This window comes from Clostridioides sp. ZZV14-6154 (assembly GCF_020657785.1).
Lineage (GTDB): Bacteria > Bacillota > Clostridia > Peptostreptococcales > Peptostreptococcaceae > Clostridioides.
On record NZ_JAGWCY010000002.1, the window covers coordinates 597,847 to 623,900 of the forward strand.

Consider the following 26,054-nt stretch of genomic DNA (forward strand, 5'->3'; position numbering starts at 1 on the left):
TAATGCTATTAGACTAATTAATATTACAGAGGGGAAGAAGTGTATGTTTAAATTAATTAAATATTTAAAGAAGTCAGCCTTATCAATAGTAGTAATAGTATGCTTATTGGTGGTTCAAGCAGTATGTGACCTTTCTTTACCAAAATATACATCTAATATAGTAAATATAGGTATACAGCAAGGTGGAGTAGAAAACTCTGTTCCATCTATAATTAGAAAAAGTGAACTAGATAAGATTACTTTATTTATGGATAAAGATAATAAGGATAAAGTATTAGATAATTACACTTTACTGAATAAGGAAGATTACAGCAAGTATAAAGATAAGTATCCAAATTTAAAAGACGAATCTCTTTATGAGTTAAATACTAAAGACAAAGATACTATAGATGAGTTAAATAGTATTTTTGGTAAATCTATTTTAATTGTATCAGGTCTTGAAGGAGATAGTAAAGAAGTAAAAGCAATGAAATCTCAGATAATGAGTCAACTTCCTACACAAGGGACTCAAGGTGGAGAAGTTGATATATTTAAAGTGTTATCAATGATGCCAATAGAACAACTAGACAAATTAACTAAAGAGATGAGCAAAAGCTTTGAAAGTATGCCAGAAAGTATGATAACACAAAGTTCAGTATCATATGTAAAAGCAGAATATGAAAAAATAGGTATTGATACAGAAAATATGCAAAATAATTATATCTTACTTACTGGTGCAAAAATGCTTGGTATAGCTATGATTAGTATGGTAGCTACAATTACAGTTGGATTTTTAGCAGCAAGAGTAGCAGCAAGTGTAGGAAGAAATTTAAGAAGTGGAGTTTTTAGAAAAGTTATGTCATTTTCAAATAGTGAAATGAATGAGTTTTCTACAGCATCACTAATCACTCGTAGTACAAATGATATTCAACAGATACAAATGTTGATGGTTATGCTACTTAGAATAGTTTTTTATGCTCCAATAATGGCTATAGGAGGAATAATAAAAGTTTTAAATACTAATACTTCAATGGCTTGGATTATAGCAGTTGCAGTAGTAGCTATTTTATCTTTAATAATTGTATTATTCTCAGTTGTTATGCCTAAGTTTAAATTGGTTCAAAAGCTTGTTGATAAGTTAAACTTAGTAAGCCGTGAGATAATTACAGGTATTCCAGTTATCAGAGCTTTTAGTACTGAAAAACATGAAGAAAAAAGATTTGATGAAGCAAATAAAAATTTAACTAAAACAAATCTTTTTGTAAATAGAGTTATGACATGTATGATGCCTGCTATGATGCTTATAATGAACCTTATTACAGTTCTTATAGTTTGGAGAGGTGCATATAGTGTTGATTCTGGAGCAATGCAAGTTGGAGATATGATGGCATTTATACAATACACAATGCAGATAATAATGTCATTCTTGATGATATCAATGATATCTATTATGCTTCCAAGAGCGTCTGTTTCAGCTACACGTATAGATGAAGTATTGGTATCAGATATAAGTATCAAAGACCCAGAAAAATCAAAAGTACAAGAATTTAAAGAAGATAAAAAAGGTCTTGTTGAATTCAAAAATGTTTCATTCATGTATCCAGATGCAGAAGAAGCTATATTGACAGATATATCCTTTACAGCAAAACCAGGAGAAACAACTGCATTTATAGGAAGCACTGGTAGTGGGAAGTCTACTCTTATAAATTTAATTCCTCGTTTCTTTGATGTTACTGAGGGGGAAATATTATTTGGTGGAGTTAATATAAAAAATGTTTCTCAACATGATTTAAGAGAAAAAATTGGATATGTACCTCAAAAAGGAGTATTGTTCTCTGGTACTATAGAATCCAACTTGAAATATGGTAGAAAAGACGCAACAGATGAAGAAATGAGAGCTGCAGCTGAAATAGCTCAAGCTACAGAATTCATTGATTCTAAACCAGAAGCTTTTAAAACTGAAATTTCTCAAGGTGGAACAAATGTCTCTGGAGGTCAAAAACAAAGACTTTCTATTGCAAGAGCAATAGCAAAAAATCCAGAAGTTTATATATTTGATGATAGTTTTTCGGCTCTTGACTTAAAAACTGATGCAGCTCTTCGTAAAGCTTTAAAATCACAAACTGCTGAGAGTACAGTATTAATAGTTGCACAAAGAATTAGTACCATCTTGCATGCAGAACAAATAGTTGTTTTAAATGAAGGAAAAATAGTTGGAATAGGAACACATAAAGAGCTTCTAAAAAATTGCGAAGTTTATGAGCAAATAGCTTTATCACAACTTTCAAAGGAGGAGCTAGCTAATGAGTAGAATGGGAAAAGGTCCTATGGGAAAATCTATAGGAGCAGGACAAAAAGCAAATGACTTTAAAGGGACCATGCGAAAACTAATTGCATACTTATCTAAATTTAAAATATCAATAATTTTGGTAATTGTATTTGCTATTGGTAGTGCATCGTTTTCTATAGTAGGTCCAAAAATTTTAGGTAAGGCAACTACAAAGATATTTGAAGGATTAGTGAGCAAAGTTTCTGGAGGCAATGTAGGTATAGATTTTGATGCAATTGGAAAAATTTTAGCATTATTACTTTGCCTTTACTTGGTAAGTGCACTATTCTCTTTTATACAAGGATTCATAATGAGTGGAATTTCTCAAAAAGTATCCTATAATTTAAGACAAGAGATTTCAGTAAAACTAGATAGATTGCCAATGAAGTATTTTGACACTAAAACACATGGTGAAATACTATCAAGAATTACAAATGATATAGATACTCTAAATCAAAGTTTAAATCAAAGTATGACACAACTTATAACATCAGTAACAACTATGATAGGTGTTTTGATAATGATGCTATCTATAAGTGGTATTATGACATTAGTGGCAATTTTAATATTACCAATATCAATGTTTGTAATTTCAAGAATAGTAAAGAAATCACAAAAATACTTTAGATCTCAACAAGAATATTTAGGGAATGTAAATGGGCAAGTTGAGGAAACTTATAGTGGTCAAACAATAGTAAAAGCATTTAATCGTGAAGAAGAAGCAATTAATGAATTTGATAAATTAAATGATAGTTTGTATAATTCAGCATGGAAATCTCAATTTTTGTCAGGGATAATGCAACCACTTATGATGTTTATTGGAAACTTAGGGTATGTAATGGTATCAATCTTAGGAGGTTGGCTTGCAATCAAGAAGACAATTGAGGTTGGAGATATACAGTCATTTATACAATATGTAAGAAACTTTACACAACCAATGACTCAGATTGCACAGGTTGCTAACTTACTACAGTCAACAGCAGCAGCTTCTGAAAGAGTATTTGAGTTTTTAGAAGAGGAAGAAGAAGACCAAGTTGTTGAAAATGCAGTTTCAATAGATGGTTTAGAAGGTAAGATTGATTTTGAAAATGTCAATTTTGGATATAATTCAAATAAGACTATAATAAATGATTTCTCAGTAAATGTTAAACCTGGTCAAAAAGTTGCTATTGTTGGACCTACAGGAGCAGGTAAAACTACTATAGTTAAGCTTTTAATGAGATTTTATGATGTTAATAGTGGTTCAATACTAATTGATGGTCATAATATTAAAGATTTCAATCGTAGTGAGCTTAGAGAAATGTTTGGTATGGTTCTTCAAGATACATGGTTATTTAGTGGCTCGATTATGGAAAACATAAGATATGGTAAACTAAATGCTACAGATGAAGAAGTTATAGAAGCAGCTAAATCTGCACATGTTCATAGATTTATCAAAACATTGCCAGATGGATACAACATGAAATTAAATGAAGAAGCAAGTAATGTTTCTCAAGGTCAAAAACAATTATTGACTATAGCTCGTGCCATTTTAGCAGACCCTAAAATCTTAATATTGGATGAAGCTACAAGTTCTGTTGATACTAGAACAGAAGTATTAATTCAAAAAGCTATGGATAATCTTATGGAAGGTAGAACAAGCTTTGTTATAGCACATAGATTATCAACTATACGTGATGCTGATATGATTCTTGTTATGAATGAAGGAGATATAGTTGAACAAGGAAACCATGAGGAACTTCTAAAGAAAGGTGGATTCTATGCTAATCTTTACAATTCTCAATTTGAAGAAGACGAAGCAATGTAGTAAGAATTTACTTTAAAATATTAGTATCGTTATGAGATAAATATAGAATAAACTAGGTAGATAAGATTATATTTTGTAAGATATAATCTTATCTATTTTTTATGTATTTACAAAGTATGTATTTTGTTATAATATATAGTAAGGAAAATGTTGGAGGTGATTATCAAAATGTATATTTAATCGTATTCTTTAAATTTTATTAATAATAAAATTTAATTTTAATAGTTAACAATTATGTAAAGTTGTGTATTTTAGTTACTTTTATTAGTTGTGTAAAAAACTACTTAAATTTAAGAATTGGGTTAAATATAATATAATAATCACATATTAGTCAACTAGATTGGCATATTTTTAATATATATTTAGAATTTTAATCCTTCTTATAATGTAAGTAGCTTGTTTTGTATTACTTAGATTTATAAGGAGTTTTTTTATTGAAAAAACTACATAATATAATTGAGGAGAGGTGTTTTAAAGTGATTTTTTATATAAGATTAAGAAAATAACGCACGATTATGGTTATTATAATATTAAATTAGAAGTATAATTTAAGGATAAAATTAAACAAGCAAATTCTTAACGAATTTAATTATAGAGCCATAATCTCGTGCTATATATTAAATAAAAAATAGTATATAAGGAGAATATGGATATGGCAAAAAAAGGAATAATAGTAGGACTAAATATAAATAATAAATCTGAGGATTTTAATGAACTAGTGATTGAGCTTGAAAACTTATGTTTAGCATGTAATATTGATGTTGTAGGAAGTATAACTCAAAATGCAAAGCAGGTTAATAGAGCATATTATATTGGTACAGGTAAAGTTGAAGAATTATTAAATTTAATAGAGCAAGAAAAAGCGGATATAGTTGTATTTTATAATGAGCTTTCTACATCACAGCTTAAAAACCTTGAAGAAAAATTTAACTGTGAAATTATAGATAGAACAGCATTAATACTTGATATATTTGCACAAAGGGCAAAAACTAGAGAAGCCAAGCTTCAAGTGGAAGTAGCAAGCTTAAGATATATGTTACCAAGACTTATAGGCTCAAATGAAAATTTAGGGCGTCAAAGTGGTGGAGTAGGTACTAAAAATAGAGGTTCTGGTGAAAAGAAATTAGAGCTTGATCGTAGAAGAATAGAAGAAAAGATAACTTCTCTAAACAGGGAATTAGATGATTTAAAATTCCAACGAGAAACTCAAAGAAATATGAGAAAAAAATCGAATCTTCCAAATGTAGCTTTAGTTGGATATACAAATGCTGGAAAATCTTCAATAATGAATGAATTAGTTGATATATTTAAAAACTCTGAAGAAAAGAAAGTATTTGAAAAAAACATGCTATTTGCGACATTAGAAACTTCTATTAGAAACATAGTTCTTCCAGATAATAAAGAATTTTTATTGTCTGATACAGTTGGATTTGTAAGTAATCTACCACATGATTTAGTAAAAGCATTTAGGTCAACATTAGAAGAAGCATGCGAAGCAGATGTGTTATTACATGTTATTGATGTTTCAAATCCAAGCTATAAAAATCATATTAAAGTAACAGAAGATACTTTAAAGCAAATTGGTGCAAATGATATCCCTATAATAAATGTTTACAATAAAATTGATTTAGTTCAGGAAGAATTATTAAATGATATTGTAGATGATATAGGCAAGGAAGGGATATTTGTTTCAGCCAAAAAAAATATAAATATAGACAAAATGATAAAATGTATTTGTGATAGTATATTTAAAGATTATGTAAGATGTAAGCTTTTGATTCCGTACAGTGAAGGGCATGTAGCTTCTTATTTTAATAATAATACAAGTGTCATAAATACAGAATATATGGAAGAGGGAACTCTTTTAGATGTAGAATGTAGTAATATAGAATATAACAAGTATAAAAAGTATGTTTTAGAATAAACTTTGTAAAAGGTATTGTAATCTAGAATTTACTTAAAGCAGTTAATTTAGAGTTAAGTTGTAAAATTATTATAAATTATAATTTGTATAAAGCGGTATAGCTATCTAAGCTATACCGCTTTATTATATATAATAAAAAATAAGATTATTGACATAAAAGTAATTAATTAATATAATATAAGGTAACTAGTTACTGATTATAGCTACTATCAATATTAAGGAGATAATTGACATGAAAAATACAGTGATAATTTATAAAAGTAAGTATGGTTCAACAAAAAAATATGCTAAATGGCTTTCAGAATCATTAGCTTGTGATATTTTTGAAATTAAGGATATTAATCTAGAAAAGATTATAGATTACAATACAATTATTTTAGGAGGAGGTCTTTATGCTTGCAATATAGCAGGAATTTCTTTTTTTAAAAAGCATTATGAGAAATTAGCAGGTAAAAATCTAATTGTTTTTGGTGTAGGAGCATCTCCATATGATGATTCAGTGATAAGAAAATTGAAAGAAGTTAATTTTAAGGATAAGTTGAATAATATTCCTTGTTTTTATTGTCGTGGTGAATGGGATGAAACAAAAATGTCATGGCTTGATACTACTCTTTGTAGTTTTCTTAAAAAGTCAATAGCTAAAAAACAACATCAGGGTTTTAATCCAATAGAAGCTCCTTTATTATTGGGAGAAGATTTTGATTGGTGTGATAAAAAGTATCTAAATCCAATACTTGATTATGTGGATAAACTTCAAAACACAAATTTATAACTATATTGTAGTTTATAGAGTAGTTAATTCTTAAAAATACAATTTCTTTATTAGTTCTCCTGTATCTAAAAGGGGGGCTTTTTTTATTTGTAAATTTATGTTATATTGATAAGAATTTATTATTGTATAAAAATGATATTAATAGAAATTTAAACAATTTGTTTTAAAAATAGAGTAGTCTAAATTCTTAAAGAGGGGGTTTTAAATAGTGGATATAAATAAGCTAGTAATGATGCAAAGGGAATACTATAATACAGGTAAAACAAGAGATGTATCATTTCGTTTAGAACAGTTAAAAAGGCTAAAGTCAGCTATATTACAAAATGAAGATAAAATACTAGTGGCATTAAAACAGGATTTAAATAAATCAAATTTTGAAGGATTTATGACAGAAGTAGGTATTTTATATAGTGAGTTGAATTTTGCTATAAAAAATATAAAAAAATGGAGCAAAACGAAAAGAGTTCGTTCAAGTATGGTCAATTTTCCATCTATATCTAAGATTATTCCTCAACCTTATGGTGTCACACTTATAATGTCACCTTGGAATTATCCATTTCAATTAGCTCTTATACCATTAGTTTGGTCATTAGCAGCAGGAAATTGTGCAATAATAAAACTTTCTGAGTACTCTGTATCAACTTCACATATAATTAAAGATATACTTGAAAGTATATTTTCAAAAGAATATATTGCAGTAGTTCAAGGTGACCAAGAAGAAAGCGAAAAAGTACTTTTAGAAAAATTCGATTATATATTTTTTACAGGAAGTACTGCTGTAGGTAAAGTAGTTATGAAAGCAGCATCAAAGCATTTAACTCCTATAACTTTAGAGCTAGGAGGAAAAAGCCCTTGTATTATATTAGAAGATGCAGATATAAATCTTACTGCAAAAAGATTGACATGGGGAAAACTAATAAATGCAGGACAAACTTGTGTAGCTCCAGATTATATTTTAGTACATGAGAATAAAAAAGATGAGTTAATAGAGAAAATAAAATATTATATTGAACAGTATTTTGGAGAGAATCCATGTGATAATGAACAATTTCCTAAAATCATAAATGAAAAACATTTTAAACGTATAATATCCCTTATTGATATGGAAAAGGTAGTATATGGTGGTAATTATAATAACCATACATTAAAAATAGACCCAACTATAATAGGTGATGTTAGTTGGGATGATGATATAATGAAGGAGGAAATATTTGGACCAGTATTTCCTGTTTTGACATATAAAAGTTTAGAAGAAGCTATACAAGAAGTTATACAAAGACCAAATCCACTAGCTCTTTATATATTTACAAAAAATAAGTATCTGGAAAATAAAGTTTTAGAAATGATTCCAGCAGGAGGATGTTGTGTAAATGATACAGTTATCCATATAGCTACTAATTACTTACCATTTGGGGGTGTTGGTGAAAGTGGTATGGGCTCATATCATGGTAAAGCAGGATTTGATACATTTACTCATTATAAAAGTGTATTAAAAAAATTAAATTTAGATATTCCTATTAGATATGCACCATATAATGATAAATTAATTAAAATTCTTAAAAAAATGATGTAAACTATATTGTAGAAAAAATACAAATCAAATTAAAAATATATATTTTGATTATATTTTATCAAATTAAAAATTTTAATTTGGCATATTTGTTATAAAAGTAGTAATTTTGTGATAAAATTTAATTATATAGAAATAAGGAGGAACAAATGAAAATTAATTGGAATACAAAGTACACGACAATAGCAATTTATACGTTTATAATAGCTGCTTGTAGTATTATATTCTATCTTGTATCATCACAAATTGATGTATTCTCTAACAATTTAGATATTATGTTTACAACATTACAGCCATTTATAATAGGGTTTGCTATTGCATATCTTCTGAATTTTATTCTGAAATTTTATGAAGAAAGGCTTTTTATCAAAAGTGAAAAATTAAAAAAACTAAAACAAAAATCAAAAAGAGGATTGGGCCTTTTATTAACATATGCAACAGCTGCATTGATACTCTACTTATTTATGCAATTCGTATTACCTCAAGTAATTGAGAGTATTGTTGGATTAGCAAATGATATACCTATGTATGTAAACAACGCAACTAAGCTTCTTGATAAATTAATGACTGATTTAAATCTTGATGAACAATACTTTAATTTAGCAGTAGATAAATGGAATGAATTTGTCACATACATTATAAAATTTGTAACAGACTTAATACCAATATTAGGAAACATGTTGAAGAATATAGCTTCTAGCATATGGAATATTGTACTAGGATTGATTGTTTCAGTATATTTACTAATTGATAAAGAAAAATTCTATGGATTAAGTAAAAAAATAACTTATGCACTTTTTACAGAAACACAAGCTGCTAAAATTCTAGAATTAACTCACAGAAGTAACTATACATTTGGTAGATTTTTAGGTGGTAAGATATTAGATTCATTTATTATAGGTATTTTGACATTTGTAATACTTACAGTAGTAAAAATGCCATATGCATTATTAATATCAGTAATAATTGGTATTACAAATATTATTCCATTCTTTGGACCACTGTTTGGAGCAATACCATCTACAATAATAGTAATGTTTGTTTCTCCAATACAAGCACTATGGTTATTGTTAATTATATTAATAATACAACAAATAGATGGAAATATTATAGGACCTAAAATACTTGGAGACTCAATTGGGATATCTGCATTTTGGATTTTATTCTCATTGTTGGTTGCAGGTAAATTATTAGGCTTTGTTGGAATGGTAATAGGAGTTCCTCTATTTGCAGTAATTTATTCTATAATTAAAGATGTTATTGAGGGTAAATTAGATAAAAAGGGGTTACCAACAGATACTTCTGATTATATGTAGTTAAAAATATATAAATTAATAAAATATTTAAAGCACTGAGACAGCTAAAATCTTGGTGCTTTTTAGATAATAAATTCATTATAGAAGAGGTGTTTTTTGTGGCATTTATAGAATGTAAATTTAAATCAAAATATACAGGAGGAGAAACTGATATAATCGTAGTTTTACCTGTAGCAAATGGAAAAGAACTTTTTACTGGTAAAGAAATATATGATTTTGAAGGTAAGTTTAAAACTTTGTACTTATTTCATGGGCTGGAAGATGACCAAAGTTCATGGATTAGATACACTAATGTAGAACATTATGCCAAAAGTAAAAATATAGCTTTAGTAATACCAAGAGTAGAAACTAGTTTTTACACAGATATGGTGTATGGACATAAATATTTCACCTTTGTAAGTGAAGAGCTACCTAAATTTGTTAGAGCTATATTTCCTTTATCAGATAAGAGAGAAGATAATTTTGTAGCTGGGATGTCTATGGGAGGATATGGGGCTTTAAAATTAGCACTTTCAAAACCAAATGAATTTTCAGCTGTAGCAAGTTTTTCTGGTTCACCTGATATGATTCACGAGTTGGAAAATCAGCAAATAGAAACAAATGCTGATATTCTATTCCATGACTTTGGAAAACCAGAAGATGCTAGAAATAGTGAGAATGATTTACTTTACATACTTAAGAATCTTAAAGAGAGTAATAAAGATATTCCCAAAATTTATCAATTTTGTGGTGATAGGGATTTTTTATATAAGAATAACCAAACCTTTAAAAAATATGCAGAATCTTTAGATGTTGATATTGTATATGAAGAGTGTGTTGGTGGTCATGAATGGCGTCTATGGGATTTGTGGATAAAAAAATTTATAGATGTAATTGGATAAGTACTTTATTGTCATTAGGGCAAAACACTATAAAATATTTTTAAACGTAATAAAGACTGAAATATTAAAATGCAATTATGATTTCAAAATTTCAGTCTCTAAAAAGTTCAATAAAATTTTATTAAGTTCTTATGCGAGTTATTATTGGAGTAAAATTATCAACTATATCTATATAGTATTTACTTAATTCCTCTAAAATATCTTCGCATAAATCAGTGCTGTGACCAAGGTTAATTAGAAACTGTTTTGTAAAATATTTTATTACAGATTGAGAAGATATATCATATTTATGTGAAGTATAGACCCTAATTATCTCTGGTTTCATAGCGAGTATACCAATACAAGAAAGTATCAATTCGTCATGTTCTATAGATTCTTTTTCATTAACATATCTTTTCATGACCATTTCAGTTACACTTCGTTGATAGCTTAAAATAGCTTCCTCATAAGCTATATCTAAATAAAAGTTTCTATACGCTTCATTTTTTAAAAGAAAACAAAGGTCAGCATTCATAGCAAGAAAGAACATCATCATTGTACCTTCTTCATGATAATTATAGATTAAAGATTGCATTTCATTCCTTATATCTTCATATATTATAGCTCCGATTTCACTTTTACTTGAGAAATAATAACTTATTAAGCCTAAATTTATATTGGCTCTTTCTGCAATTTGCCTAGTTGTTGTCTTGTGATAACCTTGTTCAAAAAATAATTCTCTAGCAGCACTTATAATACTAGCTTTTGTTTCCTTACCTTTTTCTGATTTTGACATATTTACTGTGTATACCTTTCTTTTCAATCTTTTTTTGAAAATTTGCTAACTATAAGTATCGTAACCGAACCACCTATTATAGGTACTAGGATTCTGTCAAAGACAGTGAGGATGCCAATCATATTTAAAAATGCTAATATTGCACTTACTATAACAGCACAGATAGCTCCTTTTTTTGTAGCACCTTTCCAGGAAAGACCAATGACAAATGGTGCAAATATTACGCCTGTACATAATGGTGCTGGCCAAAACAATAGTTCTAATAAACTGTCAAACTTGAGTGCTATAACTGCTCCTATTATAGCTGTTAAAGCTGAGGCAATTTGAGAGTATTTAAGAGTATTTTTTAAATCATTAAACTCTATATTAGGATGCAATAATTTATTATAAATATCTCTCGATATTATGGCACTCATTGAGGTCATTAATGAGTCAGCTGTAGACATTATGGCAGCTAATATAGCAGCTAAGAATAATACCGAAATTAAAGGAGGTAGAGTTGTTGATATCATTTGAGGTAAAACCTGAACAGATGATATGTTTGGAAATAAACTACCACCAATAGCTCCAATTATGCCTATAGGGAAAGCAAGAAATAATAGTATAAATCCTGCAATAACACTGCTTTTAACTGCATTTTTAGCATTATCAGCACATTGGTATCTCAAAAAACTTTCATAAGAAAATATTGAGCCTAAAACCAATGGTAAAACTGTATACATAAAATCACTAAGCGACTTATTTCCTGGGAAGAATGGTTCTTTTACCATTGATTGTAACATAAGTAAAGGGTTGTCGCCAACTAATTTTAAGCTTATATAAGCCACTATTGGCAAAAATACTACACAAATAGCTAGTTGAATAAATGCTGATACTGCAACTCCCCACATTCCTGATGCATAAGTATATATAATGATTACTATGACTCCTACAATTACAGCTATATCATAAGGAATACCAAATGCAGTAGATACAGAACCAAAAGATATTAATTGACTGCCCATAATAGCTAATATTGATATTGGTGTTACAAGACATTGATAAGCTCTTAAGAATATACTATGACCATATCTAGTTTCAATATAGTCAGCAGGTGTTATATCACAGGATAAGCTTCTTAATTTTCCTGCAAAAAATGCATTTACAAAACAAGCTAAAGCCGCACCTATAGTAGAGTACATACCAACCCATAGTCCTCTTTCGGCTCCCCATTGAACTCCACCAACCAAACATCCTCCCCCAAAAGATGTAGCAGCAATAGTTGCAGCAAGTATGGGTAAAGGAAGATTTCTACCCGCAATTAGGAAATCGGATGCTGTTTTAACTTTTTTAGAAAAATAAAAACCAATCCATATGTACACTGCACACGTAGCAATTAAAAGTAACATAATTTTTTCTCCTTATATAATATTTTTTAAATAAAATTTATAAAATATATTTTAAATATATTTTATATAAAAGTAAGACAATATTGATTTTAACTGGCTTTGGATTAGTGTAGCTACAATAATTTAACATATGATGTTATGTAAAAGTTAGATAAAATAAGAAAATTGAAAATTCTGAAATTAAAGATTATAATAAACGTTTACTTGATATATTCTTTTTTTGTAATTGTAACATGCTTTTATTTTAAAATCAATAGTACATGTATAAAAATAAAAGGGATTTAAAAGGCGGAAAAATATTTTTAATATCTACTTGTAGTATATAAATATAGCATAAAAATTATTCTTGAATAAATTTATGATGATTTAAAATAACTAGAATTTTGATGAAATAATTTGAAATATATGTTTTAGTGCCACTTTAGATGCATATATTAATAAAAATATATATTTAAATTAAGTATAAATGCCTTTTTAGTTCATTTAAGTAACAAAAAAATAAATCCAAAAAGTGTTTGACAATTATGAATTTTGAGAATATAATTAAATTAAAATTATACACATATAAAAATTTGATTCGAATTATAGAAAGTATGGAGTAGGGTTTGAAATTCAAATTATTATACGTGAATAAAAATAAAATAAAGAATAAATTATGTTAAGGAGGGGTAGATGTGAGTAGTCAAGAAAGCAAACCAAAAGGAAATCTTATATCAAACTTTAGAGATGATATGAGAGACCCTAAAAAGAGAGCAGTATACACTTACTCAGGTTCTATAAATTTGGCATATAATTTTATAGGCTACTTTGTATCAACAGTAACAAACATATTTTTAACTGATGTAGCAAAGCTTGGTGTAATTATGGCAGGTGGTATGCAAATAATACAATCTTTCATAAAAATGGCTGTGGCTCCGATAACAGGGACTATATTTGACAAGCAACCATTTAAAAAAGGAAAATATTATCCTTGGCTTAGGTATGCACCTGCAGCATTAGCACTAACATATGGAGTATTTTTCATAGTTCCATTAATGAAAATAAGTCCAACATTACTTTTACCTTTAATGACAGCATTATTGTTAATAGCATCTTGTGCTCAACAAGTAGTTTTCACTATAATCTATGCTATTTACCCTGTGGTTACTAAAACACCTAGAGACAGAGTTATAGGTTCAACTACTACAAATATATTCAAAGAAGTTGGAAAATTTTTAGTAGGTTTTTCATATCCGTTATTATTAGTTTTATTTGCAGATGTACTAGGTGGAGAAGGAATGGGTTATTTAGGTACTTATCTATTCTTTGCAGTAGGATGTCTTCTAGTATTTTGGTTTTCTTCAACAGAAATAATAAAGTCTGGAGCAGAAGCTGAAGTACTTCAAAAAGAAGAAAAACCAAAAATTAAAGCAAGTGAAATGCTAAAAGCTTTATTTACTAATGTACCACTTATGATGGCATTCTGTTTAGAGTTTCTTATATGCATAAGATCTATAGGGCTAGGACCTTTAGCTCCTTATTACTTTAAGTATGTAATAGAAGATGAACGTGGCTTGGCAGTATTTTTAGCAATAATGCCTTTGGTAAGTGTAGGATTTATGTTTTTCGCACCAGTGTTTATAAGAATTTGTAAAGAACAAAAATTAGCTTCAATAATTTCTTTCTCTATATGTGCATTATGTCACTTGTTAGTTGCATGGACTCCTTGGGGGAGAACAACTTTAGGTGTAACTATGCTACTGGCAATTGGTGGAGGTTTCTCAAATGTAGTATCAATAATAAATCTTAACTTCTTTGCTGGTTCTTGTGATTATGGACATTGGAAATCAGGAAAAGATTTACCAGGTCTAAGTATGTCACTATATCCAGTTGCAATACAAGTAGGTGTACTACTTGCAACTACTATAAGAACAATTTTAATGAATTCAATGGGATATCAAGCTGATATGGTAGTTACAGCAGCAGTTAAAACAGGTTTTATAAATATGATTTCTTACTCTATGGCAATACCTTTAATAATAGCTATTGTTATAGCAATCTTATATCCAGTAAGTGATAAAAAATTAAATCAAATAAGAGAAGAATTAAATCAAAGAAATGCTTAATAAAAAATTTGAGTAAATGACTTAGTTTAGTTGTTAGAGTAAGTAGACGCAATAGCGTTTATATAAATGAAAATACATATACAGGGGGGGCTTTTAAAAATGATAGAAAAATTATTGAGAAATACAGTAAAAGAATTACATCAATATGTTCCAGGTGAACCAATAGAAAAAGTAAAAGAAAAATATGGTGTAAAAGAAATAATAAAACTAGCTTCAAATGAAAATCCTCTGGGACCATCACCAAAAGCAATGGAAGCTATGATTGAAATGTTAAAACAAGGTCAACTTTATCCAGAGCCAGAAGCTAATGAACTTAGAAGAAAATTGGCTGAAAAATTGGATTTAAAACCAGAAAATTTCATTGTTGCTAATGGTGCAGATAACGTTATCACACTAATAGGTGAAGCATTTATAAATAGAGGAGATGAAGTTATATACTGTGACCCAACATTCCCATCTTATAGAACAGCAACTGTTAAAAATGAAGGAATACCAGTAGAAGTACCTTTAACAGAGGATTATAAGTATGATTTACAAGGTATATTAGATAAGATTACAGATAAAACAAAATTAATATGTATATGTAATCCTAATAATCCAACAGGAACAATTGTAGATGATAAAGAATTGGAAGAATTTTTAAAGAAAGTCCCTGAAAATATTATAACTATATTAGATGAAGCATATATAGAATTTTTAACAGTGCCTAATTATGTGGATGGTCTTAAATATGTAAGAGAAAATTATAATGTTATAGTGACAAGAACTTTCTCTAAAATATATGGTCTTGCAGGACTTAGAGTAGGGTATGGTATTGCTAAAGATGAGATAATAAGAACTTTATTTACAGTAAAAGAACCTTTCTCTGCTAATCGTGTTGCGATAAGTGGAGCAACAGCCGCACTTGATGATGATGAATTTATAAAGGAAACATATGAGTTAAATAGAGCTGGAATGGCTTATTTCAAAGAAGAGTTCACAAAAATGGGATTTGATGTTGTAGATTCACAATCAAACTTCCTTTATGTAGATATGAAAACAGATATACCTAAGTTATTTGAAGACTTAAAACAAAGAGGTTTTGTAATAAGACCAAATGCTACACATGTGCGTGTAAGTATTGGAACTATGGAAGAAAACAAGAAATTTGTAGCAGTTTTAAAAGAAATATTAAATCTTAAAGAAGAACCAAGTATTAGCTAATAGATAGAAATATTACGAAATGGGGTGTAACTATGAGTTTAAAAATAAACGCAGAGAGATGTAAAAGCTGTGAATATTGCGTTATATCTTGTAAAAAAGGAGCATTAAAAATATCCGATAATATAAACACAGAAGGATATACTCATGTAGAAGTTGATGAAAGCAAATGCATACTTTGTGGAATTTGTTATCAAGTATGTCCAGATAATGTATTTGAAATAATTAAAGAAGAAGCAAGTCAAGAGGCTTAAAAGGAGTTGGGAGAATATGAAAAAAATGTGGAAGGGAAACCACGCCATTGCAGAAGCAGCTCTAAGAGGTGGTTGTGAATTTTATGCAGGATATCCAATCACACCACAAACCGAGGTAATGGAATTTTTATCACATAGAATGTCTGAACTTGGAAGAACTTTTATACAATCTGAAAATGAAATGGCTGCTATATACATGGTATATGGAGCATATGCAAGTGGAATGAGGTCTATGACAAGTTCTTCAGGGCCAGGAATATCTTTAAAACAAGAAGGAATCTCATATTTATGTGCAAACCATTATCCTTGTGTAATTGTAAATGTACAAAGATGGGGACCTGGTCTTGGTTCACTAGATTCAGCACAAACAGACTACCTAAGAGACACTAGAGGGGGAGGAAATGGAGATTATCATCTAATAGTTTATGCACCAAATAGTATTCAAGAAACTGTAGATTTAATGTATAACTCATTTGATGTAGCGGAGAAATATAGAGTGCCTGTTGAAATTTTGACAGAAGCAGCTTTAGGTCAAATGATGGAACCAGTAGAGTTTCCTGAATTTAAGAAAAGAGAAGAAGACTTAGGTTGGACTTATGATGGTAGTAATAGAGACCATGCAAAAGTTCCAGATAACCAAAAACCAGCTTTTTGTATGGAGAAGCGTATGAGAATAACTGAAAATGAACAACAATGGGAAGATTATCAAGTTGAAGATGCAGAATATGTGTTTGTAGCGTTCGGTATACCATCAAGAACAACTATGAATGCTGTTAGAAGACTTAGAGAACAAGGAGAAAAAGTTGGAATAATAAGACCAATAACAGTGTGGCCTTTCCCATATAAAGCATTTGAAAAGGTAAATAAAGATGTAAAAGGATTTATCTCAGTAGAGTCAACTGATACAGGTCAGTTAGTAGAGGATGTTGCATTAGCTTCAAAGAAAATATGCAAAGAAAATGTACCTGTTTATGGATTATTTAGTGGAAATCATATACCAAAAACATTACAAGTAATGGACACTTACAGCAAAATAAAATCTGGCGAAATTAAGGAGGTGTTCTAATATGGCTACAGATAGATTAACACCTAGCATTGTTTCAATACCAAACAAATTTTGTCCAGGTTGTGGTCATGGAATAGTAAACCGTATAATAGCAGAAGTGATAGAAGAAAATGGATATGAAAAAAATCATGTATTAACTTTAGGCGTTGGCTGTGTTTGTAATATGAATTTTAGCTGGAATGGTGATAAGATGCAAACTGCACATGGTAGAGCTTCATCTACAGCCATAGGAGTTAAAGTAGCACGAACAGATATGTTAGTTATGACTTATCAAGGTGATGGAGATGCATATGTTATAGGTCTTTCTGAAACATTAAATACTGCATATAGAAATCATAATATAACTGTATTTGTAATAAATAACAATAACTTTGCAATGACTGGTGGTCAAATGTCATGGACTACTATGCCAGGTCAAGTTACAACAACAAGTGTAAATGGAAGAGATATAAAAACTACTGGTAGTCCATTAAAAGTTCCTGAAATGGTGGCAAATTACTTTGATGTAGCCTATGTAGCAAGAGGTTCAGTTCATAGTCCAAAAGAAATAATTAATCTAAAAAAATATATAAAGAATGCTATAGAAGCTCAATTAAATGGAGAGGGATATTCATTGGTTGAAATATTAGCACCTTGCCCAACTAACTGGGGTGTATCATTAGAAAAATCTATCCAGTGGATGGAAGAAGAAATAGTGCCATATTATACTCTTGGCGAATTTAAGCAAAGGGATGGTGAATAGTTATGGAAAAAGAGTTAGTATTTGCAGGATTTGGTGGTCAAGGAGTTTTAACTTTAGGTTTAATTGTAGCTGAATCAGCACTTGAATTAGGAAAACAAGTTACTTGGATGCCAGCATATGGTCCAACTATGAGAGGTGGAAAAGCATATAGTGTGGTTAAGTTTTCTGATGAGAGTATAGGTGGACCTGATATGGAAGAAATAGATGTTTTAGTAGCGATGAATAAGCCATCCTTAGATTATATAAATTTAGTAAAAGAAGGAGGAACAGTAGTTATTAATACGTCTGCGATAGATGAAAATATAGCATTAAGAGAAGATGTAAATGTAGTTAAAATAAATTGTCAGGAATTAGCTCAAAAGGCAAACAATCCAAAAGCTGCAAATGTAGTAGTTCTTGGAGCATTGATTGCAAAAACAGGATTATTTGAGAAAGAATTAGCCATAAAAACTATGTGTGATTTCTTTGAGGAAAAAGGAAAAGGCAAATTTAATGTTCAAAATGAAGCAGCATTCATGGAAGGCTATAATAACGCCATTTAATAAATTACCCTTATCTTAAGTGGTTCATCTCAAGATTTAACAAATCTTAAGTGCCAAGAGAAGCTTTATCTTGAGATAGAATTCACTTAAAATCACAACTATAAAATATATAGGAGAGTGAATTTATGAGTTTGGAAAAACTTATTAGACCAAAGAGTATTGCTATAGTAGGAGTTACTGATAAACTTGGCTTTGGTAGAAGTGCAGCACTTAGCATAGTAAAAAGTAAAAATACAGACAGAGTATATTATGTAAATCCCAAAAGAGAAGAATTATTTGGGAGAAAGTGCTATAAGACAATACAAGAAGTTCCAGAAGTTGTAGACTGTGTGGTAGTATGTACACCTAGAAATGTAGTTCCATCTGTGTTAAAAGATTCTGGAGAATTAGGAACAAGGGCAGCAGTGGTATATGCTAGTGGATTTGCAGAAGAAGGAACAGAAGATGGAGTAGATTTAGAAAATCAACTTATAGAAATATCTAATACATATGATATGAAAATATTAGGTCCAAACTGTATGGGATTACTAAACTGCATAGATAAAGTTAATCTATGGGCTGGTGGTTCTAAGTGGGATTTGGATACTAAAAAACCAGGGATAGGAATTGTAGGGCAGAGTGGATTTATAACTGCAGAAATTGTTTCAAGTGATTATTTTAATATATCTTATGGTTTTTCAACAGGAAATGGAAATATAGTTACACTAGAAGATGCAGTAGACTTTCTTGTAGATGATAATTATGCATCAGTAATAGCTATTTATCTTGAGGGGCTAAAAAATCCTCAAAAATTTATAAATGCACTAAAAAAAGCAGCTCAAAAAAGAAAACCAGTAATAATCTTGAAGTCAGGAAGGTCAGAAAAAGGAGCTATATCAGCTGCTTCTCATACAGGAAACTTAGCTGGTTCAAGTAAAGCTTTTGAGAGTATTTTTGAAAAGTATGGAGTAATTTCTGTAGAGAATTTAGAACAATTTATGAGTTTAGCTCAGGCTTTTAGTGTTTTAGATGGTAATTTGCCTAAAAATTCTAATTTTGCAGCAATAAACTTCTCAGGGGGAGAAAATACTATTTGTGCAGATTTAGCAGAAGAAAATTGTGTAGAACTTGCAGAAATATCCACTGAAACTAAAGAAGAGATGAAAAAATATCTTCCAGGATTTGCAACACCTAAAAATCCATTGGATGCTACAACTGCATTATTTCATGAAAAAGATATGATAGTAGATTTATTACATACATTTGATAAAGATGATAGTGTTGGATTTACTATGATAGGTGCAAATATAAGAGATGAAGAAAATGAAATGCATGAGACTCTTTGTCAAGCTGTAAGTGAAGCTAGAGAACAAGGATTGAAGAAGCCTGTATTTGCAGTTCCTACACTTGAAGGAAATAGATATCTAAATTATAGGGCTAGATTAGAAAATAGTCAAGTACCTATAATGTCATCAGTTGGAACTACATTTACTTGTTTCAATAAAATGGCTAAATTTGTAGATTATGATTATTCAAAGAGAACTTTAGAATTTGAAGCTGTTAAGAAAAGAGACTCAAACAATGTAGTAGCCTTATCAGAATTAGATAGTAAAATTGAAATGAAGAAATATGGAGTACCAGTGCCAGGTCAAGGTATTGCAAAAAGTATTGATGAATTAGATAAAATTTTGAAGTACATCAACTATCCTGTTGTATTAAAAATAAACTCTTCAGAGATATTACATAAATCTGATGTTGGAGGAGTCGAAGTAGGAATCAATAATAGAGAAGAGGCAGTAAGTGCATATAATGAGATTTTAATTAATGTAAAAGAAGCAAAACCAAATGCCAAGATTGATGGTATACTGGTTCAAGAAATGGTTGAAAGTGGAGTAGAAATAATTATTGGTATAACTAATGATGACCAATTTGGACCAATGCTATTAGTTGGTTTAGGTGGAGTATTTGTAGAAGTATTTAAAGATACTACTTTATATCCATTACCTATAAATCATGATGAAGCTATAATGATGCTTAAAAAATTAAAATCATTTAAGCTTTTAAATGGATACAGAGGCAGCGAACCTTGCGATGTTGATGCTCTTGCAGATATGATGGTTAAATTAGGGAAATATGCTTATGAAAACAAGGATGAGGTTAAGGAAATAGATTTAAATCCTGTATTTGTATATCCTAGGGGAAAAGGTGTATGTGCAGTAGACGCTTTAATAGTTAAATATAAATAGTTAACAAGTTTTGGTATTCAACCATAATCAAAGTACCGACTGAAAATTACACTAATTTATAGATTGTGATTTTCAGTCACCCCACATTTAATTATAGAATACTTTAAGTTAAAAATAGAGTTTTAAATATGATTGTAAAATAGCAATGTATAAAAAGTAAAATACTACATATAAGACAAATCATAAAGGGTGTTTTAATGAATAGAATCAATCTTGATTTTCATTAAAACACCCTATCTATTATACTAAAAATTTTAACGTTAATATTTTTATATTGTTACAGGTGGATTTGTTGGTGCTGAATATATGCGAGTAGCCAATTCTTGGTCTACAAAGAATAACCCACCTTCTCCAGCAAGTTTAACACGTTTTATATTGTCTTCGCAAGTTGTCTCTTCTTCTGCTTGTTCAGATATAAACCAAAGTAAGAATTGAGAAGTTCTAAAGTCTGTTTCAGAGTTTGCTACAGCAGCTAGATTGTTTATTAAAGCAGTAACCTTTTGTTCATGAGCTAATGTACGTTCAAGAATATCCATTGCAGAAGTGAAGTCTGCATCTGGCATTGGTATAGCATCAAGTTGAACCTTTCCTCCTACATTATGTAAGTATTTGTAAAAATACATAGCATGGTCTGTTTCTTCTTTATATTGAACATAAAACCAATTAGAAAATCCTTTAAGTCCTTCTGCTTCAAGGTAAGAAGACATAGAAAGGTAAAGATATGCAGAATATAATTCATGGTTAATCTGTTCATTAAGTAATTTTTCCATTTTAGCTGAAATCATTTTTATACCTCCAAATTTTAAACGCTCTTATAAGATATAATAATATTAAATGGAAAAATATTCAACAAAACTAATTAAATATTTTAATATTTTACATGTTTAATCAAAATTTATACTACCATTAAAAAAATTATAGCTTACTATGGCTACAGAGCCAATTAGTGGTGCATTTGCTCCAAAATTTGAATGTCTTACATTTATTTTTTTATATTTAGAAAAACTTGCTGAAGCAGTCAATTTTTTTAATAATGTATTTTCTATAAATGTACCAGGGATATTAAAGTCATAACCTATTATTATAGAACTACAATCAATTAAGGTAAGTGTATTTACTAATGCATATGATATATATGTACAAAATTCATCAAGCAAAAACATCCCTAGATTATCTTTGTTATTGGCTTCATCTATTAACTTGACTAGAGAAAAATCTTTACAATTAATTAGTGGAGAATCTGGATAAATATGACTTAATGATTCAATTCTTTTAATTAACTTACTCACACTTGTATAATAGTCTAGACATCCATTATTTCCACAACTACATACTGGACCACTAAAATTAATAGATGTATGTCCTATTTCACCACTTTGACCTAAATTACCAGTGTGAAGTTTATTTTCTAATACTAAACCAGCTCCAATTCCATTCATTATATGTAAATATATATAATTTGGAATATCTTTGCCTAGACCATACATTTTTTCAGCCAAAGCACCTGCATTAGCATCATTTATCAAAAATATAGGTAAATCAGATATTTCTCCTATAAAATTTACTATGTTTAGGTTTGATACATTTCCAAAGTCTGGAGGATTTAATATTATACCATTTATATTATCTACAGGACCTATTGAAGAAATGCCAATTCCAATTATATCTCTTTTGTTATTTTTCATTATTTTAGTAAACATTCTTTTTATTATATCTTTTAAAACATCATTTGACAGATATTTAGGGTAAGTCTCAAAAAGTTGTTTGACAATATTACCTTTTAAATCCGCAATGATTACCTTACAAATATTTCTTCTTATCAAAATGCCACAAACACAAGGAGATATATTAGAAATATCTAATAAAATAGGTTTACGACCTGATGAATGTGCATTTAAAGTTGATGATTCTATCTCTCTAATCATGTTTTCATTAATAAGCTCAGTGACTAGATTTGATAAAGTCATTTTAGTAAGACCTGTAGATTTAGCTAAATCAACTCTAGACATAGGAGTATTTGTAGAAAGTAGTTTCAGTATTATTAACTTATTTTTAATTTTTACATCTTTTATGTTAGAACCTTGTTTGTTGCTCATTGGAAATCTCCTTAAAAAAGTTAAGTATTTTTATGTATTTTCATATATATACTATGACCTTATAATAGAATAACATTTGATTAAGTTCGAAAATACCATTAACTAGAATATATCACATTATATATTAGAATAGCACTAAAAATATGTTATAATAGGGTGAAAAAATATTGAAGTAAATTAAGGTATATAATAATGAATTAGAATTTGAGGTGAAATACTATAGATAATTATACAAAAGAAGAATTGGTGGAAACACTGAGAGTAGTATCTTCAGTTATCAGTAGATGTGAAAAAGCACAACTAAAGTTTATGGAAGGGTCTTCTCAACACTCACTCCTTAAGAATAGGATAAAAGCGATGTATATTTCGAAATCATTAATAACAGAGGAAAGTATAATCGATAAATATACAAAAGAAGAATTAATAGAAGCACTACGACCTGTATCTTCAAGTACAAACAAATGTGAAAAAGCACAGTCAAAATTTGCAGAGGGTACTACTAATTACAAACGATTTAGAAATATAATAAAAGCAATGTATATTTCTAAATCATTAATAACAGACGAAATTAATAGAAGAAATTAAATTCCAGATTTTTAAGTTATTAGAAGCTTATTTTTTAGGTTATTTTGAAAAAATAATTATTTATATTTCTAAAATGAGAAAATCACTTTATATAATCAATTGGAATAATAGAAAGCCACTTAAATGCTAGATTTTGTGGCTCTTTTTGATTTATTATACTTAGAATTTCCTAATAAATTTGTCAAATTACTTATTTAAATTAAGTTTTAATTTTTATAATATATTTATTCAATAATAAAAGTATTATATAATTTATGATAAATTTTTATATGCAATAAATTTCATTATTGTATAATTTTAAAATAAATATAAGGTGTATTTATCAATTTTTATTACAAATTGTTACCGAATATGTATGTATTAGAACTGAAATATGGGAAATTGTAACTAAAATGTAAATTTTTTCTCTAATCTATCTAATATTATGGAAACTTTTTGTAATTTATGATATAATAAGAAACATATAATTATTAAATTATAATAAATGACTATAGCGTAGATGTATTACTATGTTATAGTCATTTTTGGATTAAGCTTGATATATCAAGGGGGAAGAATATGAGAACAATTAAAAGAGTTTTAGCATTAGGTTTAACATTAGCTATATTTCTAATGAATGCACCTAATGTAAGTGCATTAACATCAGATACCATTAAAGGTAAGAACATATATGAGACGGCTGGATTAATAGCAGATAAAACGAGCTATGATACAGCCATTGTGGTAAATATGGATAGTTCTATAGCAGATGGTCTTTCAGCAAGTGGTCTTGCTGGTGCTGTAGATGCTCCAATTTTGCTTGCTCAAAAAAGTAACATACCAAATGAAACAAAACAAAGATTAAAAAATGTAAAAAAGATATACATAATAGGTAAAGAGTTATCAATAAGTAAGTCAGTAGAAACTGAGCTGAAAAATACAGGAGCACAAGTAACTAGACTAGGTGGAGATGATAGAATAAAGACTAGTTATAGTGTTGCCAAAGAAGTAAGTACCATTAAAAAAGTTGATGAAGTTATATTAACTAATGCATATAAAGGAGAGGCTGATACTATAAGTGCTGCACCTGTCTCAGTAAGAGATGTAGCTCCTATAGTACTTACAGATGGAAAAAGTGTTCCTTTTTCAACAAGTAATGTAAAATCATATGCTGTAGGTGGAAGTATTTCTATGAGTACTAGTTTAGTTAACAAGACTAACTCTAAGAGACTTGGTGGTTCAGATAGATATGATACAAATAAAAAAGTTATAAAAGAATTTTATCCAGATTCATCAGAATTTTATTTAAGTGATGGATATGATTTAGTGAATGCTCTTACAGGTTCTACAATTGCTAAAGATAATCCAATTGTATTAGTATCAGAAGATAGTGATAAATCCATACTAGCAGGAGCAGATAAGATTACTAGATTAGGTTCAATAAGCGATAGTGTGTATAATAAATGTGTTTCTGCTGCACAGAATAATGGTGATTCATCTACAAAAGGGGATTCACCTATAAAAGATGAGACAAGTATATTAGGTGAACCAACAGCTAGTTTAGAAGCTTGTCTAAAATGGGCTAAATCTAAAAAAGCAAATGATTTATTTATAGAATTGATACCAATACTATATGATACAGCTGTTCAAGAAGGTGTAAATCCTGTTTTAGCAGTAGCTCAATCAGCAAAAGAAACTGGTTTCTGTAATTTTGGTGGAGTATTAGATGCATCATTTAAGAATCCTTGTGGACTTAAGACTTCTGTTGGTGGTTCTGATACTGACAAAAATGCACACTCAAGATTTGATACTTGGGAAGAGGGAATACTAGCTCAAATTCAACATTTATGTCTATATGCAGGACAAGAGGGCTATCCACTTTCAAATCCAGTAGACCCTAGACATGAAAAATCTTTATTTGGGAAAGCTAAAACAGTTGAAAGTCTTTCTAATAATTGGGCTGGTGGTCAATATGGACAAGACTTAGTTAGAATGATGGGAGAAATTGAGGCGACAAAGTAATTAAATTATTAATTTAACAGCTATATTTATTGGGTTTCATTTAAATAGCTAATTTAAAACTACAAATAAGGAAAATTTATCATGAAAAAAAGTAATGTTTTTAGTATTATATTTCCTACAATCATAATGTTATTGATGTTTTTAACTTTTGCTACAGATATATTTAATATACCAGATATTCCTGCCAAAGGGATTTTTGTAATAGGTATGGTTTTGATTTTTCCAATTGCTTTTTTAATTCAAGGGATAGTTTGTGTATTGAGTAAAACTAACTTGATTTTATCACTTGTAGTATCTTTAATAACTTATATAATATTAATGTATATATTTTTAAATGATTCAGCATATATCTATGTTTTACTTTATGCCGCATTTTATATGATTGGATATATAACCACTAAGATTTGTCAAAAAATGCAAATTTTTAAAAGATAAATTAAATAAAATATATTAATAAGGAAGTGTCTGAATTGATTTTATAAAATCAATTCAGACAC

Annotated in this window: 21 protein-coding genes; 17 read left to right on the forward strand and 4 right to left on the reverse strand. The window is 29.0% G+C overall.

All coding sequences use genetic code 11. The features are described from left to right. Positions 1 to 43: 43 nt before the first annotated feature. The 7 genes from KGF45_RS09215 to KGF45_RS09245 all read left to right on the forward strand — a co-directional run bounded on the left by KGF45_RS09215 (position 44) and on the right by KGF45_RS09245 (position 10,578). Positions 44 to 2,290 (forward strand): ABC transporter ATP-binding protein, encoded by a 2,247-nt coding sequence (locus KGF45_RS09215; RefSeq protein ID WP_227841332.1) that lies wholly within the window; start codon positions 44 to 46, stop codon positions 2,288 to 2,290. Further along, entirely contained in the window at positions 2,283 to 4,115 is a 1,833-nt protein-coding gene (locus tag KGF45_RS09220) for an ABC transporter ATP-binding protein (RefSeq protein ID WP_227434881.1), read from the forward strand. The genes KGF45_RS09215 and KGF45_RS09220 overlap by 8 nt, the downstream gene beginning before the upstream one ends. Before the next feature lie 652 nt (positions 4,116 to 4,767). Beyond that, complete coding sequence (gene hflX, locus KGF45_RS09225) at positions 4,768 to 6,039, forward strand: HflX GTPase family protein (protein ID WP_413840276.1); 1,272 nt, start codon at positions 4,768 to 4,770, stop codon at positions 6,037 to 6,039. Between the two features lie 232 nt (positions 6,040 to 6,271). Beyond that, entirely contained in the window at positions 6,272 to 6,811 is a 540-nt protein-coding gene (locus KGF45_RS09230) for a flavodoxin domain-containing protein (protein ID WP_227842339.1), read from the forward strand. A 208-nt stretch (positions 6,812 to 7,019) separates the two neighbouring features. Next, on the forward strand, positions 7,020 to 8,384 hold the full coding sequence (locus tag KGF45_RS09235; RefSeq protein WP_227842341.1) for an aldehyde dehydrogenase: 1,365 nt from the start codon (positions 7,020 to 7,022) through the stop codon (positions 8,382 to 8,384). Between the two features lie 146 nt (positions 8,385 to 8,530). Continuing rightward, entirely contained in the window at positions 8,531 to 9,697 is a 1,167-nt protein-coding gene (locus KGF45_RS09240; protein ID WP_227828831.1) for an AI-2E family transporter, read from the forward strand. Positions 9,698 to 9,795: 98 nt separating this feature from the next. Next, entirely contained in the window at positions 9,796 to 10,578 is a 783-nt protein-coding gene (locus tag KGF45_RS09245) for an alpha/beta hydrolase (RefSeq protein ID WP_227828830.1), read from the forward strand. Positions 10,579 to 10,699: 121 nt separating this feature from the next. Here the strand turns inward: KGF45_RS09245 and KGF45_RS09250 are convergent, their stop codons facing one another. After that, positions 10,700 to 11,353 (reverse strand): TetR/AcrR family transcriptional regulator, encoded by a 654-nt coding sequence (locus KGF45_RS09250; protein WP_227828829.1) that lies wholly within the window; start codon positions 11,351 to 11,353, stop codon positions 10,700 to 10,702. A gap of 23 nt (positions 11,354 to 11,376) precedes the next feature. After that, complete coding sequence (locus KGF45_RS09255) at positions 11,377 to 12,741, reverse strand: sodium:solute symporter family protein (RefSeq protein WP_227828828.1); 1,365 nt, start codon at positions 12,739 to 12,741, stop codon at positions 11,377 to 11,379. Positions 12,742 to 13,415: 674 nt separating this feature from the next. On the opposite strand from KGF45_RS09255, the gene KGF45_RS09260 reads away from it, so the two are divergent. The 7 genes from KGF45_RS09260 to KGF45_RS09290 all read left to right on the forward strand — a co-directional run bounded on the left by KGF45_RS09260 (position 13,416) and on the right by KGF45_RS09290 (position 20,875). Further along, the gene (locus KGF45_RS09260) at positions 13,416 to 14,846 is read left to right on the forward strand and encodes an MFS transporter (RefSeq protein ID WP_227828827.1); all 1,431 of its coding nucleotides are present in this window, start codon (positions 13,416 to 13,418) and stop codon (positions 14,844 to 14,846) included. A gap of 99 nt (positions 14,847 to 14,945) precedes the next feature. Beyond that, positions 14,946 to 16,049, forward strand: a complete 1,104-nt coding sequence (hisC, locus tag KGF45_RS09265) for a histidinol-phosphate transaminase (protein WP_227842343.1) — start codon at positions 14,946 to 14,948, stop codon at positions 16,047 to 16,049. 32 nt (positions 16,050 to 16,081) lie between these two features. Continuing rightward, positions 16,082 to 16,300 carry an indolepyruvate ferredoxin oxidoreductase subunit alpha gene (locus tag KGF45_RS09270; RefSeq protein WP_227828825.1) on the forward strand — a complete coding sequence of 73 codons (219 nt, stop codon included), beginning with the start codon at positions 16,082 to 16,084 and terminating at the stop codon, positions 16,298 to 16,300. Between the two features lie 16 nt (positions 16,301 to 16,316). Continuing rightward, a complete protein-coding gene (gene vorB, locus KGF45_RS09275) occupies positions 16,317 to 17,366 on the forward strand; it encodes a 3-methyl-2-oxobutanoate dehydrogenase subunit VorB (RefSeq protein WP_227434866.1) in 1,050 nt (349 codons plus the stop codon). A 1-nt stretch (position 17,367) separates the two neighbouring features. Next, complete coding sequence (locus KGF45_RS09280; RefSeq protein ID WP_227842348.1) at positions 17,368 to 18,108, forward strand: thiamine pyrophosphate-dependent enzyme; 741 nt, start codon at positions 17,368 to 17,370, stop codon at positions 18,106 to 18,108. A gap of 2 nt (positions 18,109 to 18,110) precedes the next feature. Beyond that, complete coding sequence (locus KGF45_RS09285) at positions 18,111 to 18,650, forward strand: 2-oxoacid:acceptor oxidoreductase family protein (protein WP_227828823.1); 540 nt, start codon at positions 18,111 to 18,113, stop codon at positions 18,648 to 18,650. A 125-nt stretch (positions 18,651 to 18,775) separates the two neighbouring features. After that, the gene (locus KGF45_RS09290; protein WP_227842350.1) at positions 18,776 to 20,875 is read left to right on the forward strand and encodes an acetate--CoA ligase family protein; all 2,100 of its coding nucleotides are present in this window, start codon (positions 18,776 to 18,778) and stop codon (positions 20,873 to 20,875) included. A gap of 269 nt (positions 20,876 to 21,144) precedes the next feature. Here KGF45_RS09290 and KGF45_RS09295 read toward each other — a convergent pair whose 3' ends face one another. Together KGF45_RS09295 and KGF45_RS09300 are read right to left on the reverse strand one after the other, a co-directional pair. Beyond that, complete coding sequence (locus KGF45_RS09295) at positions 21,145 to 21,660, reverse strand: ferritin (protein ID WP_227842351.1); 516 nt, start codon at positions 21,658 to 21,660, stop codon at positions 21,145 to 21,147. Between the two features lie 99 nt (positions 21,661 to 21,759). Continuing rightward, positions 21,760 to 22,971, reverse strand: a complete 1,212-nt coding sequence (locus KGF45_RS09300) for an ROK family transcriptional regulator (protein WP_227828820.1) — start codon at positions 22,969 to 22,971, stop codon at positions 21,760 to 21,762. Between the two features lie 246 nt (positions 22,972 to 23,217). Between KGF45_RS09300 and KGF45_RS09305 the strand changes: the two genes are divergently transcribed. The 3 genes from KGF45_RS09305 to KGF45_RS09315 all read left to right on the forward strand — a co-directional run bounded on the left by KGF45_RS09305 (position 23,218) and on the right by KGF45_RS09315 (position 25,992). Beyond that, complete coding sequence (locus KGF45_RS09305) at positions 23,218 to 23,556, forward strand: hypothetical protein (protein WP_413926588.1); 339 nt, start codon at positions 23,218 to 23,220, stop codon at positions 23,554 to 23,556. A 558-nt stretch (positions 23,557 to 24,114) separates the two neighbouring features. After that, positions 24,115 to 25,557: a cell wall-binding repeat-containing protein gene (locus tag KGF45_RS09310; RefSeq protein WP_227828819.1), complete on the forward strand. Its 1,443-nt coding sequence runs from the start codon at positions 24,115 to 24,117 to the stop codon at positions 25,555 to 25,557. Between the two features lie 81 nt (positions 25,558 to 25,638). Continuing rightward, positions 25,639 to 25,992 (forward strand): hypothetical protein, encoded by a 354-nt coding sequence (locus KGF45_RS09315; protein WP_227841466.1) that lies wholly within the window; start codon positions 25,639 to 25,641, stop codon positions 25,990 to 25,992. Positions 25,993 to 26,054 lie beyond the last annotated feature (62 nt).

Excerpts from the sequence above, each read along its gene's own strand:
- KGF45_RS09215 (WP_227841332.1), top strand. The coding sequence starts at position 44 with ATGTTTAAATTAATTAAATATTTAAAGAAGTCAGCCTTATCAATAGTA.
- KGF45_RS09220 (WP_227434881.1), top strand. The coding sequence starts at position 2,283 with ATGAGTAGAATGGGAAAAGGTCCTATGGGAAAATCTATAGGAGCAGGA.
- hflX (WP_413840276.1), top strand. The coding sequence starts at position 4,768 with ATGGCAAAAAAAGGAATAATAGTAGGACTAAATATAAATAATAAATCT.
- KGF45_RS09230 (WP_227842339.1), top strand. The coding sequence starts at position 6,272 with ATGAAAAATACAGTGATAATTTATAAAAGTAAGTATGGTTCAACAAAA.
- KGF45_RS09240 (WP_227828831.1), top strand. The coding sequence starts at position 8,531 with ATGAAAATTAATTGGAATACAAAGTACACGACAATAGCAATTTATACG.
- KGF45_RS09250 (WP_227828829.1), bottom strand. The coding sequence starts at position 11,353 with ATGTCAAAATCAGAAAAAGGTAAGGAAACAAAAGCTAGTATTATAAGT.
- KGF45_RS09255 (WP_227828828.1), bottom strand. The coding sequence starts at position 12,741 with ATGTTACTTTTAATTGCTACGTGTGCAGTGTACATATGGATTGGTTTT.
- hisC (WP_227842343.1), top strand. The coding sequence starts at position 14,946 with ATGATAGAAAAATTATTGAGAAATACAGTAAAAGAATTACATCAATAT.
- KGF45_RS09270 (WP_227828825.1), top strand. The coding sequence starts at position 16,082 with ATGAGTTTAAAAATAAACGCAGAGAGATGTAAAAGCTGTGAATATTGC.
- vorB (WP_227434866.1), top strand. The coding sequence starts at position 16,317 with ATGAAAAAAATGTGGAAGGGAAACCACGCCATTGCAGAAGCAGCTCTA.
- KGF45_RS09280 (WP_227842348.1), top strand. The coding sequence starts at position 17,368 with ATGGCTACAGATAGATTAACACCTAGCATTGTTTCAATACCAAACAAA.
- KGF45_RS09285 (WP_227828823.1), top strand. The coding sequence starts at position 18,111 with ATGGAAAAAGAGTTAGTATTTGCAGGATTTGGTGGTCAAGGAGTTTTA.
- KGF45_RS09290 (WP_227842350.1), top strand. The coding sequence starts at position 18,776 with ATGAGTTTGGAAAAACTTATTAGACCAAAGAGTATTGCTATAGTAGGA.
- KGF45_RS09295 (WP_227842351.1), bottom strand. The coding sequence starts at position 21,660 with ATGATTTCAGCTAAAATGGAAAAATTACTTAATGAACAGATTAACCAT.
- KGF45_RS09300 (WP_227828820.1), bottom strand. The coding sequence starts at position 22,971 with ATGAGCAACAAACAAGGTTCTAACATAAAAGATGTAAAAATTAAAAAT.
- KGF45_RS09310 (WP_227828819.1), top strand. The coding sequence starts at position 24,115 with ATGAGAACAATTAAAAGAGTTTTAGCATTAGGTTTAACATTAGCTATA.
- KGF45_RS09315 (WP_227841466.1), top strand. The coding sequence starts at position 25,639 with ATGAAAAAAAGTAATGTTTTTAGTATTATATTTCCTACAATCATAATG.